The sequence below is a fragment of the Actinoplanes sp. NPDC000266 genome, from assembly GCF_042899005.1.
Classification (GTDB): Bacteria; Actinomycetota; Actinomycetes; order Mycobacteriales; family Micromonosporaceae; genus Actinoplanes.
The window spans coordinates 396,844-415,050 of sequence record NZ_JBIAZI010000008.1 but is presented as its reverse complement, the minus strand read 5'-3'; the positions used below and the strand labels follow the sequence as shown (position 1 = coordinate 415,050).

At 68.9% G+C, this 18,207-nt stretch carries 15 protein-coding genes; 13 read left to right on the top strand and 2 right to left on the bottom strand.

Features of this window, described 5'->3' with window-relative positions; all coding sequences use genetic code 11:
- Positions 1-5: 5 nt before the first annotated feature.
- Entirely contained in the window at positions 6-509 is a 504-nt protein-coding gene (locus ACFY36_RS32280; protein ID WP_499749690.1) for a GNAT family N-acetyltransferase, read from the top strand.
- 195 nt (positions 510-704) lie between these two features.
- Positions 705-1,778, top strand: coding sequence for a hypothetical protein (locus ACFY36_RS32275; protein ID WP_499749689.1), 1,074 nt, complete (start codon positions 705-707; stop codon positions 1,776-1,778).
- On the opposite strand, the gene ACFY36_RS32270 is transcribed toward ACFY36_RS32275, so the two are convergent.
- A complete protein-coding gene (locus tag ACFY36_RS32270) occupies positions 1,756-2,169 on the bottom strand; it encodes a hypothetical protein (protein WP_499749688.1) in 414 nt (137 codons plus the stop codon). The genes ACFY36_RS32275 and ACFY36_RS32270 overlap by 23 nt on opposite strands.
- A gap of 178 nt (positions 2,170-2,347) precedes the next feature.
- On the opposite strand from ACFY36_RS32270, the gene ACFY36_RS32265 reads away from it, so the two are divergent.
- Together ACFY36_RS32265 and ACFY36_RS32260 are read left to right on the top strand one after the other, a co-directional pair.
- A complete protein-coding gene (locus ACFY36_RS32265; protein ID WP_499749687.1) occupies positions 2,348-4,696 on the top strand; it encodes an alpha-amylase family glycosyl hydrolase in 2,349 nt (782 codons plus the stop codon).
- An 11-nt stretch (positions 4,697-4,707) separates the two neighbouring features.
- Positions 4,708-6,462, top strand: coding sequence for a carbohydrate-binding module family 20 domain-containing protein (locus ACFY36_RS32260; protein WP_499749686.1), 1,755 nt, complete (start codon positions 4,708-4,710; stop codon positions 6,460-6,462).
- On the opposite strand, the gene ACFY36_RS32255 is transcribed toward ACFY36_RS32260, so the two are convergent.
- Positions 6,443-7,525: a sensor domain-containing diguanylate cyclase gene (locus ACFY36_RS32255; RefSeq protein ID WP_499749685.1), complete on the bottom strand. Its 1,083-nt coding sequence runs from the start codon at positions 7,523-7,525 to the stop codon at positions 6,443-6,445. The genes ACFY36_RS32260 and ACFY36_RS32255 overlap by 20 nt on opposite strands.
- A gap of 93 nt (positions 7,526-7,618) precedes the next feature.
- Here ACFY36_RS32255 and ACFY36_RS32250 point away from each other — a divergent pair, with 93 nt between their 5' ends.
- From ACFY36_RS32250 to ACFY36_RS32210, 9 genes are all read left to right on the top strand, one after another.
- Entirely contained in the window at positions 7,619-8,014 is a 396-nt protein-coding gene (locus tag ACFY36_RS32250) for an MmcQ/YjbR family DNA-binding protein (protein ID WP_499749684.1), read from the top strand.
- Between the two features lie 37 nt (positions 8,015-8,051).
- A complete protein-coding gene (locus tag ACFY36_RS32245; RefSeq protein ID WP_499749683.1) occupies positions 8,052-10,136 on the top strand; it encodes an NACHT domain-containing protein in 2,085 nt (694 codons plus the stop codon).
- The gene (locus ACFY36_RS32240) at positions 10,133-10,552 is read left to right on the top strand and encodes a VOC family protein (protein WP_499749682.1); all 420 of its coding nucleotides are present in this window, start codon (positions 10,133-10,135) and stop codon (positions 10,550-10,552) included. The genes ACFY36_RS32245 and ACFY36_RS32240 overlap by 4 nt, the downstream gene beginning before the upstream one ends.
- Positions 10,553-10,625: 73 nt before the next feature.
- Positions 10,626-11,732: a phospho-N-acetylmuramoyl-pentapeptide-transferase gene (gene mraY, locus ACFY36_RS32235; RefSeq protein ID WP_499749681.1), complete on the top strand. Its 1,107-nt coding sequence runs from the start codon at positions 10,626-10,628 to the stop codon at positions 11,730-11,732.
- Positions 11,733-11,858: 126 nt separating this feature from the next.
- The gene (locus ACFY36_RS32230) at positions 11,859-12,881 is read left to right on the top strand and encodes a LacI family DNA-binding transcriptional regulator (RefSeq protein ID WP_499749680.1); all 1,023 of its coding nucleotides are present in this window, start codon (positions 11,859-11,861) and stop codon (positions 12,879-12,881) included.
- Positions 12,882-12,951: 70 nt separating this feature from the next.
- A complete protein-coding gene (locus ACFY36_RS32225) occupies positions 12,952-14,316 on the top strand; it encodes an extracellular solute-binding protein (protein WP_499749679.1) in 1,365 nt (454 codons plus the stop codon).
- A gap of 5 nt (positions 14,317-14,321) precedes the next feature.
- Positions 14,322-15,242, top strand: a complete 921-nt coding sequence (locus ACFY36_RS32220) for a carbohydrate ABC transporter permease (protein ID WP_499749678.1) — start codon at positions 14,322-14,324, stop codon at positions 15,240-15,242.
- A complete protein-coding gene (locus tag ACFY36_RS32215) occupies positions 15,239-16,090 on the top strand; it encodes a carbohydrate ABC transporter permease (RefSeq protein WP_499749677.1) in 852 nt (283 codons plus the stop codon). The genes ACFY36_RS32220 and ACFY36_RS32215 overlap by 4 nt, the downstream gene beginning before the upstream one ends.
- Before the next feature lie 8 nt (positions 16,091-16,098).
- Complete coding sequence (locus tag ACFY36_RS32210; protein WP_499749676.1) at positions 16,099-18,132, top strand: beta-galactosidase; 2,034 nt, start codon at positions 16,099-16,101, stop codon at positions 18,130-18,132.
- Positions 18,133-18,207: the final 75 nt, after the last annotated feature.

The following is an 18,207-nucleotide window of genomic DNA, read 5'->3' as shown; positions in this document are numbered from 1 at the left end:
GGGTGATGCCCGAGCTGAAACGGCTCCACGCCGATCACGCCCCGGCGGTTCTGGCCTTCGAGCTGGCGAACCGCGCCTACTTCGCGACGTCGATCTCCGACCGCGGCGACGACTACTTCGAACGGTTCGCCGAGGGATACGGCGCTCTGCTGGCCGAGCAGGAGACGGGCGAGTGCGCGTACTACGTGCTCGTCGCGGAGGACGGCCCGGTGCTGGGCCGGTTCAACCTGTACGACATCGAGGACGGCGGCGCGGTCCTCGGCTACCGGGTCGCCCAGGAGGTCGCCGGCCGGGGCGTGGCCACCGCGACCGTTCGCGAACTGTGCCAGGTGGCCGCAGCCGAGCTCGGCCTGCGCACGCTGCGAGCGGCGACCGCCGACCGGAACGTGGCCTCCCGGAAGGTGCTGGCCAAGGCCGGATTCGTCCCGGTGGGCCCGGCCGACCCGGCCCACCTCGGAGGCAAGGAGGGCACCTGGTACCAGCGCGACATGGAGCGGCCCGGCGGATAGCCTGACCGGCTTCGAGCCGCGGGTCGCGCACGGTCATGACGCCGGCTTCGAGCCGCGGGTGCTGCGCGGTCATGACGCCGCCTCGCGATGGGCGGGAACGCGGGCCGGCGGAAGCGGATCGCCGATCTCTGAACCGGAGGGCCGGCGTGGTCCGTATCCCCGGGCGACGCCGTTGGCCGCAGCGAGGAGACGACGATGGACGGTCCGACCGACAGCTATCCGTTGTTGTCGGGGGCGGCCGGGTACGCCTACCGGGAAGAACCGGACACGGCGATCGACGACGAGCCGCCGACCGAAGAGTTCCCGGCGGTCCCACCGCCGGGTCGGGCCACTCTGGACGCGGGGCCGAATCTCGGGCTGGGAGGGGCGGCGGCGATACCGGTCGCGCGGCGCCGCGGCCGGCCGAAGGCGGTGGTCGCGCTCCTCGGCGCCGTCATCCTCCTTGGTGTCGGCGCGGTCGCCGCGGCCGCCTCGATCGGTTCCTCGCCATCGGGTGCACCGTCGGCCGCCGGCGGGCCCGCGGCTGAGGGAGGCCCGGCGGGCAACAAAGGCCCGGCTCAAGGCGGCCCGGCGGGCAACAAAGGCCCGGCTCAAGGCGGCCCGGGTGAGGGTGGTCCGGTGGGTGAAGGTCGACCGGCGGGCGAGGGAGGCCCGGCGCCCGAAGGTGGTTCGGCGGACGATGTAGTTCCGGCCTTCGCGGCGGGCACGTTCGACCTTGCGAGCAGTGTCGGCGAGCTGAACCTGGCGCTGGGCCGTCCGGGTGACGGGCCTGCCCAGGTCAGCAGCCCGGCCGGAAGTGGCCTCGTCCCGGCGGTTGCCGTGGAGGGAAGCACCGTCCGGCTCACCGCCGACGCGGCCGACGCTACCGGGGCGGGCAGGGTCGACGTGGTGCTCGACGCTCGGATCGACTGGACCATCCGGATGAGTGCGGGCGTGCGGGTCGCGACGTTCGAGCTGGGCGGCGGCACCGTGCGCGAGGTTGATCTCGGTGGGGGTGCGGACACCGTACGGCTGACGTTGCCGGGTGGGGATCGGGTGTTGCCGGTTCGGATGTCCGGTGGCGTGCGCGACTGGAGCATCGCCACCGAGGGTGAAGTGCCCGTGCGGGTCGTGGCGCGGTCCGGAGCCGGCGAGGTCACCCTCTACGGGCGGCGTCAGCAAGGCATCGCCCGGGACACCACCCTGACGGCCGGGCAAGGGCCGGGGCTCGATGTGACCGCGGCGGCCGGCTTCGGGTCGCTGACGGTCAGTCCATCAGCCAGCCGGTGACCTGCTGGGCTGCTGGGGTCAACGACACGGTGATCGTCAGCAGGGCGGCCACGGCGCCGGCGATCAGGGTGATGAACAGGGCGCGGTGACCGCGGGCGTAACCGGTCACCAACATGGCCGCGGAGACGATCAGGCTGAGGCCGGCCACCACGGGCGCCATCGGAGCGGTCAGCGAGATCCACGTGGCCCACGGCCAGCCGGCCCAGATGTCGGCCTCGGCGGTGTACACGTCGTCGCGTGACGGCAGGTACCAATGGCCGGCGAACGAAGCGGCGTGGCGCAGCGTGAGAAACGCGCACAGCGCGTACCAGGCGGCGTAGGCGAGCTGCGCGCCGGCGACGGTCCAGCCGAGATTCCGGTCGCGGAGTGGGGTGCGCGCCGCCATGGTCATCGCCGCATCGTAACGGGCCGCACCAACTTGCAACATGCCGGAAAACTCTTCCAATCACTGCAAACTCTTGCTAGCGTCCGTTCCAATGTGAACACCGGATTACGGCTCTGTCACCGCTTCCCCCGCAGGTGGAGGGCCGAAAAGGAGTCACGTCCCTCAATCGAAAGATCGGAAAGCCATGCCCCGATGGTTGGTCACGATCCTGCTTGCCCCGTTGCTGGTGGCACCGCAAGAAGCGGCAGCGGCGGCCACCGCCGCGGTCTACTACAAGCCGTCCGCGGCCTGGAGCACAGTCAACATCCACTACGCCCCGAACGGCGGCGCCTGGACGGCCGTTCCGGGCGTGGAGATGGGCGCGGCCGAGTGCGCCGGCTGGTACCGCAAGGACCTCGATGTCGGCGGCGCCACCGGCTTGCAGATCACTTTCAACAACGGCCAGGGCACCTGGGACAACAACAGCGGCCGCAACTACAGCACCGGCGTCGGCACGGTCACCATCACCGGCGGCGCCGTCAGCAATGCAAGTCCTTGCGGTGAAAGTCCCACCACGCCACCCCCGACCACGCCACCCCCGACCACGCCACCGGCCACGACGGGGCAGATGCTCGGCGGCGACCCCCGCAAGGACAGCATCTACTTCGTCATGACCGCGCGGTTCGCCGACGGCTACACGTCCAACAATCGCGGCGGCAGCCAGCATGTGACGTCGGGCAACGCCGCCAACAACGACCCGATGTTCCGGGGCGATTTCCAGGGCCTCATCGACAAGCTCGACTACATCAAGGGCCTCGGCTTCTCCGCCATCTGGATCACCCCGGTGGTCACCAACCGGTCCGATTACGACTTCCACGGCTATCACGGCTGGGACTTCTACCGGGTCGACCCGCGCCTCGAATCGCCCGGCGCGACCTATCAGGAGCTCATCGACAAAGCGCACACCAAGGGCCTCAAGATCTACCAGGACGTCGTCTACAACCACACGTCCCGATGGGGCGCCAAGAACCTCTTCGTTCCGAAGGTCTGGGGCGCGAAGGACGGCCAATGGGATTGGCTCTACAGCACCAAACAGGACGGCAAGGCGTACGACCCGCTCGAGGAGACCAACGGGCGCCCGTACAACGGTGACCTGTGGGAGACCGCCGAACCCACCGGCAACACCTGCCGCGATTGGGGAACGCCCACCGGCCAGAAGAGCCCCGAGGGCTACACGATTCACCACTGCCAATGGCCGTCACCGACCTCGGGCATGTTCCCGGCCAGTCTCTATCACCAGTGCTGGATCGGGAACTGGGAGGGCGAGGACGCGCGCTCCTGCTGGCTCGCCGACGACCTGGCCGACCTGAACACCGAGAACACGACGGTGCAGAACTTCCTGATCGACGTCTACAACCGCTACATCGACATGGGCGTCGACGGTTTCCGGATCGACACCGCCGTGCACATCCCGCGCCTCACCTGGAACCGGCGCTTCCTTCCGGCGATCCAGAGCAAACTGCTTTCCAAGTACGGCTCGGAGCGCGCCCAGGACTTCTACGTCTTCGGTGAGGTCGCGGCTTTCGTGAACGACAAGTGGAACCGCGGCTCGGTGAACCACTCGGCCCAGTTCTTCACCTGGAAGGAGCGCCGCGACTACAGCGCCGACGACACGCAGGCCGCCCTCGAGCAATTCGACTATGAGCAGCAGCAGGGCACCGGCAATCAGCCCACCAGCAGCAACGCCTTCCTGAACGGCAACCTCTATCACGCTCCGGACCACAGCCGGTTCTCCGGCATGAACATCATCGACATGCGCATGCACATGAACTTCGGGGACGCTGCCAACGCCTTCTGGAACGGCAAGGACTCCGACGACTCGGTGAACGACGCGACCTACAACACGGTCTACGTCGACTCGCACGACTACGGGCCCAACAAGTCGTCGACCCGCTATGCCGGCGGCACCGACGCGTGGGCCGAGAACATGGCGCTGATGTGGACCTTCCGCGGCATCCCGACGCTGTACTACGGCTCCGAGATCGAATTCCAGGCCGGCCAGCGCATCGACTGCGGCCCGACCTGCCCGCTGGCCACGACCGGGCGCGCCTACTACGGCGACCACGTGGCCGGCTCGGTGACCGCCTCCGACTTCGGCGTGGTGAGCAACGCCAGCGGCCAGGTCGCCACCACCCTGTCGAAGCCCTTGGCCAAGCATGTGCAGCGGCTCAACCAGATCCGGCGCGCGATCCCGGCGCTCCAGATGGGCCAGTACTCGACCGAGGGCGTCAGCGGTGGCATGGCGTTCAAGCGCCGGTACACCTCGGGCGCCGTGGACAGCTTCGCCCTGGTCACGGTGTCGGGTGCGGCCACTTTCACCGGCGTACCCAATGGAACCTATGTCGATGCCGTGACCGGCGAGTCCCGGAACGTCACCAACGGAAGTCTGACCGCCGATGCCGGCGGCAAGGGAAACGCGCGCGTCTTCGTGCTCTCGCTGCCCGGCAACCCGGCCCCCGGCAAGGTCGGCACGACCGGCGCCTATCTGAAATGAAAGGACAACCAGTGAAACGAAGTTTCTCCGTCGTCGCGCTGCTCGCCCTCCTCGTGAGCGTGCTGGTCGCGGGGCGGCCGCAACACGCCGACGCGAAGGCGGACGCCAATCCCGGCCCGCGCGACGTCATCGTGCACCTCTTCGAATGGCCGTGGGCGTCGATCGCGTCCGAGTGCACCAATGTGCTCGGGCCCAAGGGCTTCGGCGGCGTGCAGGTGTCGCCCCCGCAGGAACACGTGGTCCTGCCCGGCTCGGGCTATCCGTGGTGGCAGGACTATCAGCCGGTCAGCTACCAGCTCGTGTCCCGGCGCGGCGACCGGGCCGCGTTCGCCAACATGGTCAGCACGTGCCACGCGGCCGGTGTGAAGATCTACGTCGACGCCATCCTCAACCACATGGCCGGTGGCGCCTCGACCGGCACCGGAACGGCCGGCTCGACCTACAGCCACTACGGCTATCCGGCGGTTCCGTACGGAAACGACGACTTCCACCACTGCGGGCGCAACGGCACCGACGACATCGCCAACTGGGGCGACCGGTGGGAGATCCAGAACTGCGAGCTGGTGGATCTCTCCGATCTCAAGACGGAGTCCAGTTATGTGCGGGGCAAGCTGGTCGCGTACCTCAATGACCTGATCTCGCTCGGTGTTGACGGTTTCCGCGTCGACGCGGCCAAGCACGTGCCGGTGGCCGACCTCCAGGCGATCTACGGTCAGCTCAACGGCACCCCGTACATCTTCCAGGAGACCATCGAGGGCGGCGCCGGCGAGCCCAGCCCGTCGGAGTACACGGGTATCGGCGACGTGACCGAGTTCCGCTACGGCGACGTGGTCGGCAACGCGTTCCGTGACGGCAACCTGCAAAATCTGCAAAACCTTCCCGGCCAGATGCTGCTGGGCAGCGGCGACGCGGTCGCCTTCATCGACAACCACGACACGCAGCGCAACGGGCGGGCCAAGCTGACCTACAAGGACGGCACCAACTACGCGCTGTCCGAGGCTTTCATGCTCGCCTATCCGTACGGCACGCCGTCGGTGATGAGCAGCTTCACCTTCAGCAACCCGGAGGCGGGCCCGCCGGCCTCGTCGAACGGCACGACCACGGCGGTGAGCTGCGGAAACGGCTGGGCCTGCGAACACCGTACGCGGACCACGGCCAACCTGGTCGGCTTCCACAACGCGGCCGCGGGCACGTCGGTGACGAACTGGTGGTCGAACGGCGGCAACCAGATCGCGTTCGGGCGCGGCGCGGCGGCGTACGCCGTCTTCAACCGTGGCGGCTCGCTGAGCCGGACCTTCCAGACGTCGCTGCCGGCGGGCACCTACTGCGACGTCGCGAACGGCGACGTCAGCGGCACGACGTGCTCGGGAACCGCCTACACGGTCGACGCGAGCGGCCAGTTCACCGCGACCGTGCCGGCCAACGGCATGCTGGCCCTGCACGTCAACGCACGGACATCCGGTGGCGGTTCTTGCACGACAGTCGCCGTCACTTTCGCCGCCAGCGCCACCACGGTGTGGGGAGAGAACGTGTTCGTCCTGGGCAACCGCAACGAGTTGAGCAACTGGAACACGAGCGGCGGGGTCGCGCTCTCCTCGGCGACCTACCCGGTGTGGCGGGGCACGGTGAACCTGCCGCCGAACACCAGCGTCGAGTACAAGTACGTCAAGAAGAACGGCTCGGCCGTCACGTGGGAGAGCGGCGGCAACCGGGTCATCAACACCGGCTCGGCCTGCGCGCTGACCGTCAACGATAGTTGGCGCTAGTCACCCGGCGGTGCCGCTGCTTCGTCCGGTACATGTCCGCGTCCGCCGCGGCCGACAACTGGGCGAAGTCGCCGGAACCGAAGGCGTGACCGATGCTGGCGCCCACCCGCCGGGGCCCGATCCGGGTCTCGACGGGTGCGGCCAGCGCGACGTGCATGCGGTCGGCCAGATTGTTCAGCGCCGACGCCACGTCTTCGCCCGTCACCACGACGACGAATTCGTCTCCGCCCGTACGGGCGAGCAGGTCACCCGGGCGCACGATCTTGCGCATCCGCTCGGCCAGCACCCGCAGCACCAGGTCGCCGCTGTCGTGCCCGCCCAGATCGTTGATGGCCTTGAAATCGTCGAGGTCGATCACGAGGACGCCCATCTCGTCCCCGCGGATCTCCTCGGTGAACATCCGCAGCAGCGTCCGGTTGGCCAGCCCGGTCAGCGGATCGTGGGTGGCCGCGTGATGCAGCTGCGCCCTTTTCTCCTCCAGCTCGTGGTGAAGCCGCGCATGCTGCACGGCGATCGCCGCGTGCTGGGCGAAGAGCTCCAGCATTTCCCTCTGTACGAGCCCCGGCCGTCGCCCGTCACGCGGAAGGTCCACGCTGAGCACCCCGACGAGCTCCCCGTCGGGTGCGGACAGCGGCGCGAACAGGCAGTCCTCCGGATGCCACCCCTCGGGCTCGTCGGGCACCGGGATGTCCGGCGTCCACACCGTCATCGTCTCGGGCATCTCGTGCTTGTGGTCGATGAAGAACAGCGACCCCCACTGCTCGCCCTTGCCGAACAGCTCCTGCCACTGCTCCAGCGTGGAGGTCGTGCCGAGCAGCTCCCGGCGGATCTCCTCGTCGCCCTCGACCGACACGACGGCGAAATCACCGTCGAGCTGAAGCAGGTTGACCACGGCGACCTCGAACCCGGAGGCCTTGGTGACGCCGTGCACCACCGCGTCCATCGTGCGGGTCAGGTCGAGACTGGCGTGCACCGCCTTGCTGACCTCGTGCAACGTCCGCAGGCCCTCGAGCTGGGCCAGAGCGTCGGACAGTTGCGACGACAGGTCCTCGATGCTGGTCAACACCCGCCTCCTAGGCCCGCCCTCGCCGTCGCCCGAGTCTGAGATCTTAACGGCTGGATCGCCCAAAGGCCCGACCTGTGCTCAACTGTCAAGATGGCGCATCCCATCATGTTCGACGACGCGGACCCGCTGCTGGCCCGCATCCGAGCGGTGGCGCTCGCCTTCCCCGACGCCGCCGAGAAGGTCTCACACGGCCATCCCGCCTTCTACACCACGAAGGTCTTCGCCTATTACGGCGGATCGATAAAGATCGATGGTGAGTACGTCACCCACCCGCACTCCCTGATCGTCCGGACGGAGCCCGGAGAACGCGAGGCCCTGCTCGAAAACCCGGACACGTACGTACCGGCGTATCTGGGCCCGTCCGGCTGGGTGGGCATCGACCTGACCCCGCGAACCGACTGGGCCGAGATAGCCGAACTCCTCGACGCGAGCTACCGCCTGACCGCCGGCAAGCGCCGAGTGGCCACCCTCGACGCCGACCGATAGTCATCTGAGGGTTGCACCAGTTCGCCATCATGTCGGCGTGAGCGGACGCCGGTTGTGGTGGGCGGTTGTCGCTGGTGCCGTGATGTTGCTCTGGGCGCTGCACCCGTGGGACATGGTCGACTGGAAGTTCGGTGACGTCGATCCGGTGGGTCTGATCTTCGGATCCGCCACCCTGGTGCTCGCGCTGACTCTGGCGATCCGTGACCGGCGCCGGAACCAGGTCGACCTCACCATGCTGGCCGACCGGCTGGCCCAGGCGGTTCTGACACAGGAACAGGCGGCGCGCCGGCAACTGCTCGGCGATCCGGAACGAGTGATCGACGTGCGGTTCTCGTACACCCCGCCCCGCCCGGCCCGGCGCAAGTCCGGCCGGACGGCCCGGAGTGGACAGCTGAGCGATATCGCGACGTCGTTCCGGCAGTTGCCCACCGGGCGGATGGTGATCACCGGAGCTCCCGGCGCGGGCAAGACGCTCCTGGCCATCGAGTTCATCATGATGGTGCTGAAGAATCGGGAGCCGTCCGCCGCGGTGCCGGTGCGCATGCCGGCGACCTCGTGGAACGTCGACGGGCACGAGGTGCGGCGCCATCTGATCGAATATCTCGTCGCGGTCTACGACTTCCCGGCGCGATCCGCCGAGGCGCTGGTCGACGCGGGCCTGGTCCTGCTCATCGTCGACGGACTCGACGAGCTGGACGGCACCGACCAGCCCGGCTACGCGTCGCGGGCCGGTCTGGCGGTCCGGGCGCTCAACGGATATCAGCGGTTCAACGCCGGCGCGCCGGTGATCGTCACCTGCCGGAGCAGCCAGTACCAGGCGTTGATCGACGATCACAACGCGCTGACCGGCGCGGCCCGGGTCGAAATCCTGCCACTCACCGGCCGGCAGGCCCGCGACTTCATCAGCGACCGCACCATGGCTCCGCATAGATGGCAGGGCGTGCTGGACCGTCTCGACGCCGATCCCCGCGGTCGATTGGCAGCCGGCCTGGCCACACCGTGGCGCCTGACCCTCGCCACCGCCGTCTATGAGCAGCGTGATCCGGACGGCAGTTGGCCGCACGACCCGGCCGAGCTGACCGACCCCGCGCTGGACACCGCGGAGAAGGTACGTGACCACCTGCTCACGTTGTTCCTGCCCACCGCGCTCCAGACGGTCGGCCCCCGAGCGCACCAGTGGCTGGCCGTGCTCGCCGGTTTCTTGGCGGACAACAACCGCGACGGCCGTTCGCTGGGCGGACGCCGGCTGTCCGGCACGGACATCACGCTGCACGAGTTGTGGCCGTTGGCCGGCACCTGGCTGCCCCGCTCGGTTCTGGCCGCGCTCATCGCCGCGAGCTGGGCCGTCGCGCTGCCGACGATGGTCGCTCACGCGCATGCCGACCGCGCTCAGTACCTCACGGCCATCGTGGTGATTCAGGTGAGTGGTTCGGCTTGGGCCATCTTCCTGCCGTGGGTGGCGGTGCGGGGATCCCCGCGACGACTGCGAGCTGTCCGGGTGCGCAGCCGGTCCGGCCGGCGCCGTTTGTCCTCCGGGTTGTTGTCGGGGATCAAGGCCGGATCCGTGGGCGGTTTCGGCTGCGGGCTCGTGGGCGCCGTCGCAGCTGGATACGGAGGCAGCGTCAACGGCCTGGTCATGGGCGCATCGGTCGGGGCGTTGCTGGGCGCCGCGGCGGGGATGCCGATCGGCGTCGTCGCGGTCGGACTCGGTGACGACAACGACATCACGGCGGCGAATCCGCGCTCGGTCCTCCGCGGCGACCTGGTGTTCGGTCTGGTCGCCGGGCTGACGAACGGATTGCTGGCCGGATTCTGCGCCGCTCTCGTGAGTCGGCCTCCTGGTGCTGTGGCGATCGCGTTCGCGGCGACCGTCACGTTCTTCGGGCAGTGCGGATTCGCGAGCAGCCGGTACGCGGCCCTCCTGCTGTGCACGCGCCGCTGGAACCGCCATCATCTTCCGCTGCGGCTCGAACAATTTCTCGACCAATGCCGGCGAGCCGGCCTGTTGCGGGTCGCGGGCGTCAGCTATCAATTCCGGCACCGGGAGCTGCAGGATCACCTCGCGGCGCACCCCGTCCCTGCGTTGCCTCCGGCCCCTGAAAGCGTGAAAGTGGCGTCATGACTGACGAGAAAGCGGAGCGGCGAAGCGGTGTTCGGCAGATGCGGCTGATCGTCGAGGTGGAGGACTTCGACGCTGCTGTGGCGTACTTTCGCGACACGCTAGGGCTGGGGGAGGAGGCCGCCTTCAGTGGGGACGGGGATGAGCGGGTCATGATTCTCGACGCCGGGCGGGCCACCCTGGAACTGGCCAATCCGGCGCACCACCGTTACGTGGACGCGGTCGAGGTGGGGCGGACGGTCGCGCCGCGGTTCCGGATCGCTTTCGAAGTTGATGACGTTGCCGGGCGTACGGCCCAATCGGTTGAAGCCGGCGCCGACGTCGTCGCGCCGCCCACCGAGACGCCGTGGCGGTCGTTGAACTCGCGCCTGGATGCGCCGGGTGACCTGCATGTCACGCTTTTCGAGGAGCTCGGCTGACGTTTGGACGGGCTTGCCCCCGGATGGCAAGCTCGTGCCCTGTGACCGTTGATCTCGTCAAGGACTCCCGTTCGTGAGGGCCGTCATCATCGCGGCGGCGGTCGCGTTCCTCATCTCGCTGTTCGCCACCCCGATCGCGATCCGGGTCTTCACCGCCCTGAAGGCGGGGCAGCCGATCCGCGGCGGCCTCGGGCTGGCCAGCAACGCCGGCAAGAAGGGCACGCCCACGATGGGCGGTGTCACGATCATCGTGGCCACCGTCTTCGCGTACGTGGCCGGGCATTTCGCCCTGACCACGCTGCCGGACCGGCAGATCGCCCAGGAACGGCCGACCATGACGGCGCTGGTCCTGCTCGGGCTGTTCGTCTTCTGCGGTGTCGTCGGGTTCCTCGACGACCTGCTCAAGGTGCGGCGGCGCAACTCCGACGGGCTCTCGGCCAAGGGCAAGCTGCTCGGCCAGGCGCTCGTCGGCACCGGGTTCGGCGTCGTCGCGCTCTACTTCGCCAGCACCAACGGGCAGACCGTGGCCAGCGAGCACATCTCGTTCATCCGGGACATCAGCTGGCTCGACGTCGGCAAGGTCGGCTCGGTGATGGTCTTCGTCTTCGTGATCACCGCGATGTCGAACGGCGTGAACCTGACCGACGGCCTCGACGGCCTGGCCACCGGGGCTTCCATTTTGGTGCTGGGGGCGTACGCCCTGATCGGCTTCTGGCAGTACCGGCACTGGTGCGGTGACAGCGACTACGCCCGCACCAACGACTACTGCTACCAGGTCCGTGATCCGCTGGAGATCGCGATGATCGCGGCCGCGGCGGCCGCCGCCTGCGTGGGCTTCCTGTGGTGGAACACGTCCCCGGCCCGGATCTTCATGGGTGACGTGGGCTCGCTCGGGCTCGGCGGCCTGATCGGCGGGCTCGCGGTGGCCACCCGCACCACCCTGCTCTCGATCCTGATCGGCGGCCTTTTCGTCCTGATCACGGTCACCTGGGTGATCCAGATCGTGTCGTACCGGACCACCGGCCGGCGCGTCTTCCGGATGGTGCCGTTGCATCACCACTTCGAGCTGGCCGGGTGGAGCGAGGTCAACATCGTGGTCCGCTTCTGGATCATCGCCGGCATCTCGGTGGCCGTCGGCCTCGGCCTGTTCTATTCGGAGTTCCTGGCCGTCGCCGGATAAGAGCGCGACACACAGCCGAAACATAAGGACACGAAAAGGTAACGAAGCATTGACCTTTGGTGTGACTACGAAGACAGTCGACCCACGCGGCTGATGTGACTGCGTAGTCAGAGACCGGGAGGCGACGTGAGCGGTGTCGAGAGCACGGCCCGCGGCCGCCGTCCGGGTGGCACCGACGTCGCCAAACTGGCCGGGGTGTCGCAGAAGACCGTCTCGCGGGTCTTCAGCGGCGAGCGCTATGTCGGCGACGAGGTGCGCGAGCGGGTGCTCGCGGCGGCGCGGGAGCTCGGATACCGGCCCAACCGGGCGGCCCGGGCGCTCAAGCTCGAGCGCAGCAACCGCATCGGCGTGGTCTCGCTCGGCACCGCGCTCTACGGCCCCTCGACCCTGCTGGTGGCGCTGGAGCGGGCGGCCCGGCCCACCGGGTACGCGCTGAGCATCGTCAACACCTTCGAGGGCGATCGCGGGACCATCGCCGGGGCCGTGCAGAGCCTGCTCGCCGAGGGGGTCGACGCGATCGTGCTGGCCGAGCCGATCGACCAGCGCGAGGATCCGATCAGGGCCGACGTGCCGGTGCTGACCATCGGGCGGGCGCCCGCGGTCGAGGCGCCGGTGGTGCTCACCGTCAACGAGGACGAGGGCAGCGAGTCGGCCAACACCGTGGTCGAGCATCTGCTCGGGCTCGGCCACCGCACCGTTCACCACATCGCCGGGCCGCTGCGCTGGTACGCGGCCCAGGAGCGGCAGCGCTCCTGGCGGCAGTCCCTCGAGCGGGCCGGCGCGGTCGTGCCGCCGCCGGTCGAGGGGGACTGGACGCCCGAGTCCGGCTATCGCGCCGGGCGTGACCTGGCGGCCGATCCGGCCGTCACCGCCGTCTTCGCCGCCAACGACGACATGGCGATCGGCCTCATGCGGGCGCTGGCCGAGGCCGGCCGCCGGGTGCCGCAGGACGTGAGCGTGGTGGGCTTCGACGACATCCCGGTCGCGGCCTATCTGACCCCGGGGCTGACCACCGTGCGCCCCGACAACGCCACCGTCGCCGTGCTCGGCCTCAACCGCCTGGTCGAGCACCTGGCCGATCCGTCGGCGCCGCCCGCGCCGGTTCCGGCCACCAGCTACGAGCTCATCATCCGCGGCTCGACCGCATAGAGCCCCTGTCTGCAAGGCACTACAAACCTTCGCCCATTGATGTGAACGTTAACATCCAAGGAGCCAGGCCATGTACGAGCGTTCCCTCTCCCGCCGCCGACTGCTCTCCCTGATGTCCGCCACCGCCCTCGCCGGCCTCACCGCCGCTTGCAGCGGCGACGACGGCGACGCGAAAACGACGACCCAGCCCGTCTCGCAGGCCGACATCGACAAGGCCATGCAGACCCCGACCACGCTGACCTTCTGGACCTGGGTGCCGGACATCGCCAAGGAGGTCGCGGTCTTCACCAAGAAGTACCCGCAGATCAAGGTGAACGTGGTCAACGCCGGCCAGGGCACCCCGGAGTACACCAAGCTGCGCACCGCCCTGAAGGCCGGCACCGGCGCCCCCGACCTGGCCCAGATGGAGTTCCAGTACATCCCGACGTTCTCGCTGACCAAGAGCCTGGTGGATCTTCGGCCGTACGGCGCCGAGGCGCTCAAGGACAAGTTCGTCGACTGGACATGGGGCCAGGTCACCGGCTCCGGCGGCGAGATCTGGGCCTATCCGCAGGACACCGGGCCGATGGGCATGCTCTACCGGGCCGACCTGTTCGACAAGTACGGCATCACGGTGCCCAAGACCTGGGACGACTTCGCCGCGGCGGCCGAGAAGCTGCACGCCGCGGCCCCCGACACGTACATCACCTGTCTGTCCGCCAACGAGCCCGGCGTCTGGCACGGTCTGCAATGGCAGGCCGGCGCCAAGCCGTACTCGCTGAACGGAACCACCGTCGGCCTGAACGTCAACGACGAGGTCTCCAAGAAGCTCGCCGGCTATTGGGGCAAGCTCGACCAGGCCGGCCTGCTGGCCACCGAGTCCGACTTCACCGACGCCTGGTACCAGGGCTTCAACAAGGGCCGGTACGCCACCTGGATCACCGCCGCCTGGGGCCCGGTCTTCCTGGCCGGCAGCGCCAAGGCGACCGCCGGCAAATGGCGCGCGGCCCCGCTGCCGCAGTGGAACGCCGGCGACAATGCCTCGGGCAACTGGGGCGGGTCGACGACCGCGGTCATCGCCGGGACCAAGAACCCGATCGCGGCGGCCAAGTTCGCCGAGTTCCTCAACACCGACCCCGAGACCACGAAGATGTTCAACACCGAGCAGAACTTCTTCCCGGCCACCAAGGCCCTGCTGGCCGACGCCGAGTTCACCGGCCTCAAGGACGACTTCTTCAGCGGCCAGCAGGTCAACGAGGTCTTCGCGGGCGTCAGCTCCACCGTCAACACCGACTTCCAGTGGCCGCCGTTCCTCGACCAGTCGGTCACCGACTGGGTGGACACCGTCGGCAAGGCCATCGCCGACAGGACCGACCTGTCGGCCGCCTCCGACCAGTGGCAGTCGCGAATCGTGTCCTACGCCAAGGACCAGGGCTTCGAGGTCTCCGGGCAGTGAGCACCATGACCGCACGACGGGCGGCGGCGAGCACGGCGGCCGCGAACAAAGGCGCCTCCGTCAGCCAGGCCAACCGCGGCTACCTGTTCGTCGCGCCCTTCCTGGTCCTGTTCCTCCTGCTGTTCCTGCTTCCCCTGGCGTACGCCGCCTATCTCAGCCTTTTCAAGGAACAACTCATCGGCGGTACGGTCTTCACGGGGCTGGACAACTACGTCAAGGCGTTCGGCGACGACCGGCTGATCAGCGGCGTGTTCCGGGTGTTCCGGTTCTTCCTGATCCAGGTGCCGGTCATGCTCGTGCTGGCCCTGGCCGCCGCGCTCGCCATCGACAGCGGGCTGCTGCGCGCGGCCAAGGTGTTCCGGCTCGGTGTCTTCGTGCCGTACGCGGTGCCCAGCGTCGTGGCCACGCTCATGTGGGGATATCTCTACGGCCGCGACTACGGCCCGTTCGCCCAGCTGGCCGACAAGATCGGCACGTCCGCGCCCGACTTCCTCAGCTCGGGCGCCATGCTGGGCTCCCTGGCCAACGTGGTGACCTGGGAGTTCACCGGCTATAACATGATCATCCTGTACGCCGCGCTGCGGGCCATCCCGTCCGACCTGTACGAGGCGGCGGCCGTCGACGGCGCCGGCGCGTGGCGGATCGCCTGGAGCATCAAACTGCCCGCGCTGCGGCCGGCCCTGCTGCTCTGCCTGCTCTTCTCGGTGATCGGCAGCTTCCAGCTGTTCGCCGAGCCCAACCTGCTGCAACGGCTCGCGCCCAACGTGATCGACAGCGCGTACACCCCCAACCTGTACGCCTACAGCCTGGCCTTCACCAGCCAGAACGTGAACTACGCGGCGGCCGTCTCGTTCCTCCTGGGCCTGGTGATCGTGCTGGCCTCGTACATCGTCCTCTTCATCTCCTCCCGGAGGTCGAAGTCATGACCCTTCGCCGCAGCAACGTCCTGACGCTGGGCATGGTGGCCGTGCTCATCTACTTCCTGCTGCCGCTGTTCTGGCTGCTCATCGCGTCGACCAAGAACACCGGCGACCTGTTCTCCACCTTCGGCCTCTGGTTCGGCCACTCGTTCTCCCTGTTCACCAACATCGGAGAGACCTTCGGGCACAACGGCGGCGAGTACGGGCGATGGCTGCTCAACACGCTCGTGTACTCGGTGGTCAGCGCGCTGGGGGCCGCCTTCCTGGCCGCGTTCGGCGGATACGGCTTCGCCAAGTACGGCTTCCGCGGCAACGGCAAGCTGTTCGGCCTGGTGCTGGGCTCGGTGATGGTGCCGACCACGGCCCTGGCCATCCCGACGTACGTCATGTTCAGCAAGGTCGGCCTGGTCAACACGCCCTGGGCGATCATCCTGCCGTCGCTGGTCAGCCCGTTCGGCCTCTACCTCATGCGGATCTACGCCCAGGACGCCGTGGCCGACAGCCTCATCGAGGCCGCCCGCATCGACGGCGCCGGCGAGTTTCGCATCTTCTTCAAGGTGGCCGCCCGCAGCCTTGCGCCCGGCTTCATCACCGTGCTGCTGTTCACCTTGGTGGCCACCTGGAACAACTACTTCCTGCCCCTGATCATGCTGAACGACCCGAAGCTGTACCCGATCACCGTGGGCCTGAGCTCCTGGTCGGCCCAGGCCGCCGCCGGCAGCGGCTCCGACCCGGAGCTGCTGGCCCTCGTGGTGACCGGATCCCTGCTGTCCATCGTGCCGCTGATCGCGGCATTCCTGCTGCTGCAGCGCTACTGGCAGTCCGGGCTGACCGCCGGATCGGTCAAGGAGTGAGGAAACACATGCCGGTTCTGTTCGGTGCCGCCTACTACTACGAGTACCAGCCGTACGAACGCCTGAAGACCGACCTGGATCTGATGGCCGCCGCCCATTTCACCGTCATCCGCGTCGGCGAGTCGGTCTGGTCGACCTGGGAGCCGTCGAACGGTTCCTTCGACCTGGACTGGCTGGAGCCGGTGCTCGACGAGGCCCACGCGCGGGGCATCTCGGTCATCCTCGGCACGCCTACGTACGCCGTACCCCCGTGGCTGGCCCGTCTCTACCCCGAGATCGCGGGGGAGCGCGGCACGAACGAGCGCATCCCGTGGGGCGCCCGGCAGGAGGCCGACTTCACGCATCCGGCCTTCCGCTTCCACGCCGAACGGGTCATCCGCAAGATCGTGGCCCGGTACGCCGCCCACCCCGCGATCATCGGCTATCAGGTGGACAACGAGCCCGGCAACGAAATTCTGCACAACGAGGGCGTCTTCCAGCGCTTCGTGGACGACCTCCGGCAGCGTTACGGCGACGTCGAGACGCTGAACCGCGAGTGGGGCCTGGTCTACTGGTCGCACCGGCTGTCGACGTGGGCCGACCTGTGGCGCCCGGACGGCAACGTGCAGCCCCAGTACGACGTGGCCTGGCGCCGGTTCCAGGGCGAGCTGACGGCCGGCTTCATCGCGTGGCAGGCCGGCATCGTGCGCGAATACGCTCGGCCCGATCAGTTCGTGACGACCTGTTTCTCGTACGAACGACCGGCGCTCGACGACGCGGCGACGGCCACCCACCTCGACGTGACGGCCGGGAACCCGTACTACGGCATGCAGGACTCGCTCGAGCTTCCCGACCGCCGCACGGCCGATCAGGGCTGGACCAGTCGCGGCACGTGGGCCCTCTATCAGAGCGCCGACCGGATGTACGCCTCCAAGCAGGCCCCGTTCCTGGTCACCGAGACCAACGCGTCGAGCATCGGCATGCCCTGGGACAACCGCCCGGCGTACGACGGCCAATGGCGCCAGGCGGCGTGGGCCCTGGTCTCCCGGGGCGCCCGCATGATCGAGTACTGGCACTGGCACACCCTGCACTTCGGCGCCGAAACCTACTGGGGAGGCGTCCTCCCGCACAACGGCAGTCCTGGTCGCACCTATCGCGAGCTGGCCCGCCTGGGCGCCGACTTCGCCGCCGCCGGCGATCTGGTCGCGGGCCTCACCCCGGACGCGGACGTGACGGTCCTCTTCGACCTGCCGAGCAAGTGGCTCATGCAGAAGTACCCGCCCCTGTCCCACGCCGACGGGAGCCCGGACGCCCGCGCCTACCACGGGATCGTCGACCCGTTCTACCGCGGAGCGTTCGACGCGGGTCTACAGGTACGGGTTCAGCACGCCCACAACCACACGGCCGACACCCCGGTCCTCGTGGCGGCTGGCCTCTACATGGCGGACGACGCCACCCTGGACCGGCTCCTGTCCTATGCCTCGTCCGGCGGCCACCTGGTCCTCGGCCCCCGCACCGCCTACGGCGACCCGGAAGGGCGCGCCCGCACCGACCGCATGCCGGCCCGCCTGGCCGAGGCCGCCGGCGTCTGGTACGACGAGTTCAGCAACCTCACCGCCGACCTGCCGGTCATGTCGCCGGTGCTCGGCCTGCCGGCCGGGGCGGCGGCCACCCGCTGGGCCGACGGGTTGATCGCCACGGACGCGGAGGTGGTCGCGTCGTACGACCATCCCCACTTCGGTCAGTGGCCGGCCATCACCACGAGGGCCGTGGGAAAGGGCCGGATCACGTACGTCGGCACGATCCCCGGCATCGACCTGGCCCGGGCCCTGATGACGTGGCTCCGCCCGGCTGCGGCCTGGGCCGAACTGCCCCCGGCCGTGACCGCGACCGGCGCCACCGCCCCCGACGGCCGACGGCTGCGCTTCATCCACAACTGGTCGTTCACCCCGGCCGAGATCGTCCTGCCGGGCGCGGCCTCCGACGCCCTCGGCCCGCACTCGTTCACCGCCGGCGAGACCCTGCCCCTCGGCCCCTGGGACGTCCGCGTGCTGATCGAATAGGGACGGTCACCAGGGCCGGAGGGGCCGGCGATCGGGGCCAGGGCGCAGGCCGCGGGCGGCGGCGCGGCCGCTGGG

Excerpts from the sequence above, each read along its gene's own strand:
- ACFY36_RS32280 (WP_499749690.1), top strand. The coding sequence starts at position 6 with ATGCCCGAGCTGAAACGGCTCCACGCCGATCACGCCCCGGCGGTTCTG.
- ACFY36_RS32275 (WP_499749689.1), top strand. The coding sequence starts at position 705 with ATGGACGGTCCGACCGACAGCTATCCGTTGTTGTCGGGGGCGGCCGGG.
- ACFY36_RS32270 (WP_499749688.1), bottom strand. The coding sequence starts at position 2,169 with ATGACCATGGCGGCGCGCACCCCACTCCGCGACCGGAATCTCGGCTGG.
- ACFY36_RS32265 (WP_499749687.1), top strand. The coding sequence starts at position 2,348 with ATGCCCCGATGGTTGGTCACGATCCTGCTTGCCCCGTTGCTGGTGGCA.
- ACFY36_RS32250 (WP_499749684.1), top strand. The coding sequence starts at position 7,619 with ATGGCGCATCCCATCATGTTCGACGACGCGGACCCGCTGCTGGCCCGC.
- ACFY36_RS32240 (WP_499749682.1), top strand. The coding sequence starts at position 10,133 with ATGACTGACGAGAAAGCGGAGCGGCGAAGCGGTGTTCGGCAGATGCGG.
- ACFY36_RS32225 (WP_499749679.1), top strand. The coding sequence starts at position 12,952 with ATGTACGAGCGTTCCCTCTCCCGCCGCCGACTGCTCTCCCTGATGTCC.
- ACFY36_RS32220 (WP_499749678.1), top strand. The coding sequence starts at position 14,322 with ATGACCGCACGACGGGCGGCGGCGAGCACGGCGGCCGCGAACAAAGGC.
- ACFY36_RS32215 (WP_499749677.1), top strand. The coding sequence starts at position 15,239 with ATGACCCTTCGCCGCAGCAACGTCCTGACGCTGGGCATGGTGGCCGTG.
- ACFY36_RS32210 (WP_499749676.1), top strand. The coding sequence starts at position 16,099 with ATGCCGGTTCTGTTCGGTGCCGCCTACTACTACGAGTACCAGCCGTAC.